Raw genomic sequence first — 7,114 nt, forward strand, 5'->3', positions numbered from 1 at the left:
TAGGATACAATTTTTTTACTATTTCAGAGCTCATAAAAATTGAGGGGAAAGGGTCCATTACATTATCTGCAGCTCAAGTAGTCCGTTTAAATGAACACCTGTTAAGTGTTGGTTTTGATGAGCAGCTTGAAGCAGATGAAGAACCTAAGTTTGTTGTCGGTGATGTTAAAGAGTGCAAACCTCATCCAAATTCCGATCATTTATCGATTACGCAGATTGAAATAGACGACCAGCAGGTTGTGCAAATTGTCTGTGGAGCCTCTAATATTGCTGCAGGGCAAAAAGTTGTTGTGGCTAAAGTCGGAGCAATGATGCCAAATGGATTAGTCATTTGGGATGGAGAACTGAGAGGCGAACCAAGTCATGGCATGGTTTGTTCAGCCAAAGAATTAGGAATAGAAGCTGAAACAACTAAAAAGGGAATTTTAGTTTTAGATGAAAATGCTGTAACAGGTTCAGCGTTCAAAACCAAATAATGGTCTAAAAAGAGATAAAGAGAGTGAGAAAAATCTTACCCTCTTTATTTCTTTTTGTTTAAAATTTGTTTTTTAATGAGCTGTTTGAGATTAGCTCTATAAGGATGGAGTAATCTGTGTTAAACTAAAACACGAATACCAGAGAGGAAAGGAGCGTCATCATGGCAAAATATGATGGACCAAGTTACCACAAAGGCCAAAAACGGTCAAACAAATCCAAGTTTCCTTTCTATCGTGACTCTGTACGCGTAACGAAGAAAGATAACCTTTTTGATCGCACTAAGACCTCTAAGTTTGAACAACCTGTTAAAATTAGCAAAGAGATATCAGCTAGAGAACCAGAAAATTTGTTTTCTGAGTTCGTTAACCAAAATAACTTAGAACGGAAACAACGATTAGGACAGACTAGAAAAATAGCTGTCAAAAAAAAAGAAGCAGTTGAAACAAATCAATTATCTGATCAGAAAACAACAAAAAAATTTTTAAAAGAAGAAACATCATTAGTTCAAAATGGACGGAGCTCAACTCCTTTTAAAGTACAAAAAATACCTTCTCCCTATTATGGTTTTCAGCAAAGAAATGAAAATGACGATTTTAAAATCAATTATAAAAAGATTGCTGGAAAATTTAAAAAAGAAGCAGGCGACTTTATTTTATTGGCGGATCACTTATCCAGTACAGTGCAAGAGTTATTTGCTGAAAAACAATCAAGTGCTTTAATTAAACCTTCTGAAACTAATGTAGTCGTTAAAAAAGCTGAGGATGAAAAGCAGCCAGTGGTTTCTTCTCATTTGCAAAAACGTACTTTGCGCCGTTCTTTAGCGGGTATGATTGAAGAAGATCAAAACACCCAATTGAATCATGGGAAAAATGTGAGCAGCTATTTTATTAAAAGCGATCCCGTAGGTGTCTCTGAATCAATTGAAAAATTGAATGCACACTCTTTGCCAGCAGGAAACATAGAAGCAGAAGCGAAAAGTGAACAACCTCCTAGTTTAAATCAAGAGAATGAAGTAGAAATAGCTGAAGCAAAAAATGAAAAAACAACTCAAGAAAAACAGCAAGAAACGAATATAGTACAAGGAAATACACAAGAACGTTCTCCAGAAGAAATTGAAATGCTGGAAATTGAAGCGGCTTTAAGCCGGTTGCGTTATTTAGATCAACAGACCTTTAATGCAAAACCATCTAGGCAAACAGAACCTCAATTCGCTGCAGAATCTTCTAATACCAACCATAAGAAAGAAAATATGGACCAACTTCCAGCAGAAGATCATTCCACTAAGGATGTGACTGATTTCATGGAAGAAAGTGTTTCCCAAGAAAATACGTTAATTGAAACCCAGTCCGAACGGATTGAAATGGAAATGGTGGATCCAGAAGAACGAATTGAAAAAGAAGATATAATTTTAGCAGAAAATGAACCTGAAACAGATTCTGTTGCACAAATCAATGAGTTGATCTTGTCTGAAACAACTTCACTAATTGAAGAGCAGGAAACAGGTCAAGAAGACAAAAATTCAGCCTTTATACCAGCTACTCTATTAACTAGTGAATTGGAGGAAGAAGCCTTACGTACTTATCAATTTCCTCCTGTGGAATTATTCAACCCTCCTGTTGAATTTCAAAGCAACGCAGTAGACGATTGGGTATTAGGCCAAGCTGAACTCCTCAATGAAACGTTAGATGCTTTTAACGTCAATGCTCAAGTAGTAGGATGGACAGTAGGACCAGCTGTTACTCAATTTGAATTGCAATTAGGCCGTGGCGTTAAAGTAAACAAGATTACTAATTTGTCAGATGATTTAAAGCTGTCTTTAGCAGCTAAAGACATCCGCATTGAAGCTCCTATTCCAGGTAAAAGTACAGTAGGTGTAGAAATACCAAATCGAGATTCAAGACCAGTCATGCTTTCGGAAGTTATGGGAAGTGAAAAATTCTCAAAAAGTACTTCTCCATTGACTGTAGCCATTGGCGTGAATTTATCAGGGGAGGCAATTGTTTCAACTCTTGATAAAATGCCGCATGGGTTAATTGCAGGAGCAACTGGATCCGGAAAAAGTGTGTTTATTAATTCTATTTTAGTCAGTTTGCTTTATAAAGCTAAACCAAGTGAAGTTAAAATGATTCTGATTGATCCTAAAGCAGTAGAGTTAGCACCTTACAATGCGATTCCTCATCTATTGTCTCCGGTTATTTCAGAACCTAAAGCGGCTAGCGAAGCTTTAAAATGGGCCGTCAATGAAATGGAAGAGCGGTATCAAAAATTAGCAGCTGCTGGTGTTAGGAATATTCAACGATTTAATGAAAAAGCTGAGAAGCGAGGCGAATATGGATTGAAGTTGCCGTATATTGTGATTGTAATCGATGAATTAGCTGATTTAATGATGGTAGCCAGTAATGATGTCCAAGATTCGATTGCACGTATTACTCAAAAAGCCCGAGCTGCAGGAATTCACTTGTTAGTAGCCACGCAACGTCCGAGTGTAGATGTAATCACAGGAACCATTAAAAATAACATTCCAACGCGTGTTGCTTTTATGGTGTCAAGCCAAGTTGATTCACGGACCATTATGGATACTGGCGGGGCTGAGAAATTATTAGGCAGAGGCGATATGCTGTTTCTTGAAAATGGGGCTAGCCAACCGATACGTATTCAAGGTACGTATGTTGAAAAAGAAATTGATTCGATTGTACAGCATGTAAAAGAGCAACGAAAAACATCTTACTTGTTTGAACCTGAAACACTGTTAAGCCGAGTAGAAGCGATTGAAGGGAAAGATGAATTATATGACGAGATTTTATCTTTTATTATTGATGAAGGCCAAGTTTCTGCTTCTTCTTTACAAAGAAAGTTTAAAATTGGATTTAATCGAGCATCTAATTTAATCGAAACACTCGAAAGTGAAAATCTGATTTCAGGAAATAAAGGATCAAAACCAAGAGATGTTTTTATTACAAAAAGTGATTACGAAGCCTATCAACTGTAAATAAAAAGAAGAAGGATGGCCTTCTTCTTTTTATTTGGACAAGATTTGATTTTTAAATAAAAGTAAAATTAAGGTAAAGAAAGAAATCGATTATTGTTAGGCGAAAAAAAAAAATCATGGTATACTGTATTCGTTGCATTTTTCACTATTTTTCAACCTGCTTATTTATTAATGATGAGTAAGCTTTAAAAAAACAATTTGATCTATTTACAAATAATCAAAGTAGCTAAAATTAATGGAGGCTTCATAAAATGAATAATGAAATTACCTATCATTTTGTTGGGATTAAAGGTTCTGGTATGAGTGCATTGGCATTGATCCTTCATGACAAAGGATTTAAAGTCCAAGGTTCTGATGTAGAGAAATACTTTTTTACACAGAAAAATATAGAAGAAGCAAAAATACCTATTCTACCTTTTGATAAAAAAAACATACATGATGGACTAACGGTTATCGCTGGAAATGCATTTTCAGACGATCATGAAGAAATCAAAGCAGCAATAGAACAAGGATTGCCAGTTATACGTTATCATGACTTTATTGGGAATCTATTAAAGAATTATACGAGTATCACTGTTACAGGGTCGCATGGGAAAACAAGTACAACAGGCTTGCTGGCGCATGTGATGAGTACAATTAAGGATACAAGCTATTTAATCGGTGATGGTACTGGACATGGCGTTCCTAATGCTGAATACTTTGCATTAGAAGCTTGTGAATACCGCCGTCACTTTCTAGCTTATCACCCAGATTATGCGATTATTACCAACATTGATTATGATCATCCTGATTACTTTACGAGTCTGGAAGATGTTACAGAAGCTTTTGAGACAATGGCTCAACAAGTACAAAAAGCGATCATTGCATGTGGAGACGATGAACAACTGATTAAGCTTAAAACAGAAACGCCGATTTTTTATTATGGATTTGAAGATCATAATGATTTTCAAGCTCAAAATCTTAGCCGTTCAATTACAGGTTCAAGTTTCGATGTGTATGTAAAAAATGAATTCTATGGTCACTTTGAAATCCCGACTTATGGAAAACACAACATTTTAAATGCTTTGGCTGTTATTGCAATTTGTTATCATGAAGGATTGGATAAAGAAAAAGTAATGGCAAATCTTAAAACCTTTGCTGGTGTGAAACGTCGTTTTTCTGAAAAAACGATGGAAGATATGGTGATCATTGATGATTATGCGCATCATCCTTCAGAAATACGTGCAACGATTGATGCTGCTCGTCAAAAATACCCTAATAAAGAGATTATTGCTATTTTCCAACCACATACATTTACTAGGACAGTTGCCTTGTTAAGTGAATTTGCAGAAGCTCTTAACTTAGCCGATTCAGTTTATTTATGTGATATCTTTGGTTCAGCACGTGAGCAACAAGGAGATGTAACCATTGAAGATTTAGCAGCGAAGATTGATACAGGTGCTCTTATTTTGAAAGAAGATAATATGTCTCCATTACTGGATCACCATGATGGCGTTGCTATTTTTATGGGCGCAGGGGATGTTCAAAAATTTGAGTTAGCTTATGAAACTTTATTAAGCCATTCAACATTAAGCAAATAAAGAAATCTGATAACGATTCGAAATCGAATCGTTATCAGATTTTTTCGCTTTTTTATAAGATAATGGACTTTTTACTGTGATTGTATTTTATAAAAAAAGATCTCCAAAGGAGAAATTTTAAAGAAATAAATTGATTTTTCCAATTCGCTATCTCTTGAATTTTTTGGTAAACTAGTGAAGAAAAGGGTGACCATGCTAATTTATGAATAGTTTAAATTACTATATTAATCCCGATAGAATTGAAAAGAAGGAGCTTTCTTATGACCTCTAAAAATAAATTACTGCTAATTGATGGCAGCAGTGTGGCCTTCAGGGCATTCTTTGCACTCCATCAGCAATTAGAACGCTTTAAAAATAAAAGTGGACTCCATACCAATGCACTTTATGGATTTCACAGCATGATTGAAAATATTTTAACAAAAGAAAAACCTACTCATGTTTTAGTAGCTTTCGATGCAGGTAAAACGACATTTCGTAATGCTTTTTTTGAAGAATATAAAGGAGGCAGAGCGAAAACACCTAGTGAATTTACTGAGCAGATGCCTTACTTGCGGGTTCTTTTGGAGAGCTTTGGAATAAAACATTATGAATTAGATAACTACGAAGCAGATGATATTATTGGAACTCTTTCGAAACAAGTCGATCCGACAAATTTTGATGTTGTTGTCGTTTCAGGTGATCGGGATTTAACACAATTAGCTAAAGAGAACGTAAGAGTGGACATTACAGTCAAAGGAGTCAGTGAATTAAAAGAATATACTGTGGAGTCGATTCAAGCTGAGATGGGTATTTCTCCTCTTCAAATCATTGATATGAAAGGACTTGCCGGAGATGCTTCTGACAACATTCCTGGAGTGACTAAAATTGGAGAGAAGACCGCTCTGAAATTATTAAAAGAATACGGCTCTGTTGAAGGAGTCTATGATCATATTGATGAAATGAAAAAAAGCAAGATGAAAGAAAATTTGATCAATGAAAAAGAAACAGCATTTTTAAGTAAGAAACTAGCAACTATCGATCGGGATACGCCACTGACTATTGGAATAGAAGATTTAATTTATGAAGGGCCTGATACGGAAAAATTAATTCGTTTTTATAAGGAAATGGATTTTAAAACGCATTTAAGTAAATTAGACACGACTGAATATGTTGCAGAAACTGAAGCAAATCGTCAAGAAATTGTTTATGAGGTAGTTACGGATATTTCGCCAGACTTGTTTACAGATAAAATGGGACTTTATGTAGAGATGTTAACTGATAATTACCATACAGCAGATATTGTTAGTGTCGGTTGGGGAAATGCGGACCATATTTATATAGGAGAACCTGAATTAGTTTTAAATTCAGAACATTTCCAGAAATGGGCAGCAGACGAAACGACCAGTAAGCAAGTTTTTGATGCGAAACGCACATTTGTAGCTTTAAAACGTTATGGAATTGAAGTGAAAAATATACAATTTGATATTTTATTAGCTTCTTATATCTTAAATACAAAAGACAACAGCAAAGATCTATCAGAAGTGGCGACGGAACATGAGTATTTTGACGTTTCATCTGATGAAAGTGTTTATGGTAAAGGATCCAAAATCCATATACCGGAAGACTTATCTGTTATGCAAGAACATATAGCTCGGAAAATTAAAGCTATCGTTGTGTTAAGTGAACAGCTTGAACAGCATTTAGCTCAAAACAATCAAACAGAACTATTTTATGAAATGGAATTGCCTCTTGCAAAAGTATTAGCAGAGATGGAAATTAGCGGGATCAAAGTCAATGCTCAACGATTGCGTGAAATGAAAGTGGAATTTGCAGAGCGGTTAGAAAGTATAGAACAGCGCGTGTATGAAGAAGCTGGAGAAAAATTTAATTTAAATTCTCCAAAACAATTAGGCGTTATTTTATTTGAAAAAATGGGATACCCAGTGGTTAAAAAAACTAAAACGGGGTATTCTACAGCTGTGGATGTTCTTGAACAGCTAAAAGACCAAGCTCCAATCGTAAAAGATATTTTGGAATACCGGCAAATAGCTAAATTACAATCAACCTATATTGAAGGGTTATTAAAGGT

Annotated in this window: 4 protein-coding genes; all 4 read left to right on the top strand. The window is 35.3% G+C overall.

Translation table 11 applies throughout. The features are described 5' to 3' along the window. A partial coding sequence (gene ytpR / locus RT405_RS05340; RefSeq protein WP_313468201.1) for a YtpR family tRNA-binding protein occupies positions 1–476 on the top strand: 476 nt, incomplete at its 5' end. 161 nt (positions 477–637) lie between these two features. After that, entirely contained in the window at positions 638–3,466 is a 2,829-nt protein-coding gene (locus tag RT405_RS05345; RefSeq protein WP_313468203.1) for a DNA translocase FtsK, read from the top strand. A 251-nt stretch (positions 3,467–3,717) separates the two neighbouring features. Continuing rightward, positions 3,718–5,046, top strand: a complete 1,329-nt coding sequence (gene murC, locus RT405_RS05350; protein WP_313468205.1) for a UDP-N-acetylmuramate--L-alanine ligase — start codon at positions 3,718–3,720, stop codon at positions 5,044–5,046. A gap of 260 nt (positions 5,047–5,306) precedes the next feature. Further along, positions 5,307–7,114, top strand: a 1,808-nt coding sequence (locus RT405_RS05355) for a DNA polymerase (protein WP_313468228.1), incomplete at its 3' end; no start/stop codon positions are given.

The sequence above is a fragment of the Carnobacterium sp. genome (assembly GCF_032094055.1).
Lineage (GTDB): Bacteria > Bacillota > Bacilli > Lactobacillales > Carnobacteriaceae > Carnobacterium_A.

What these genes read in the sequence shown, in the direction of transcription:
- RT405_RS05345 (WP_313468203.1), top strand. Translation starts at nt 638, where the DNA reads ATGGCAAAATATGATGGACCAAGTTACCACAAAGGCCAAAAACGGTCA.
- murC (WP_313468205.1), top strand. Translation starts at nt 3,718, where the DNA reads ATGAATAATGAAATTACCTATCATTTTGTTGGGATTAAAGGTTCTGGT.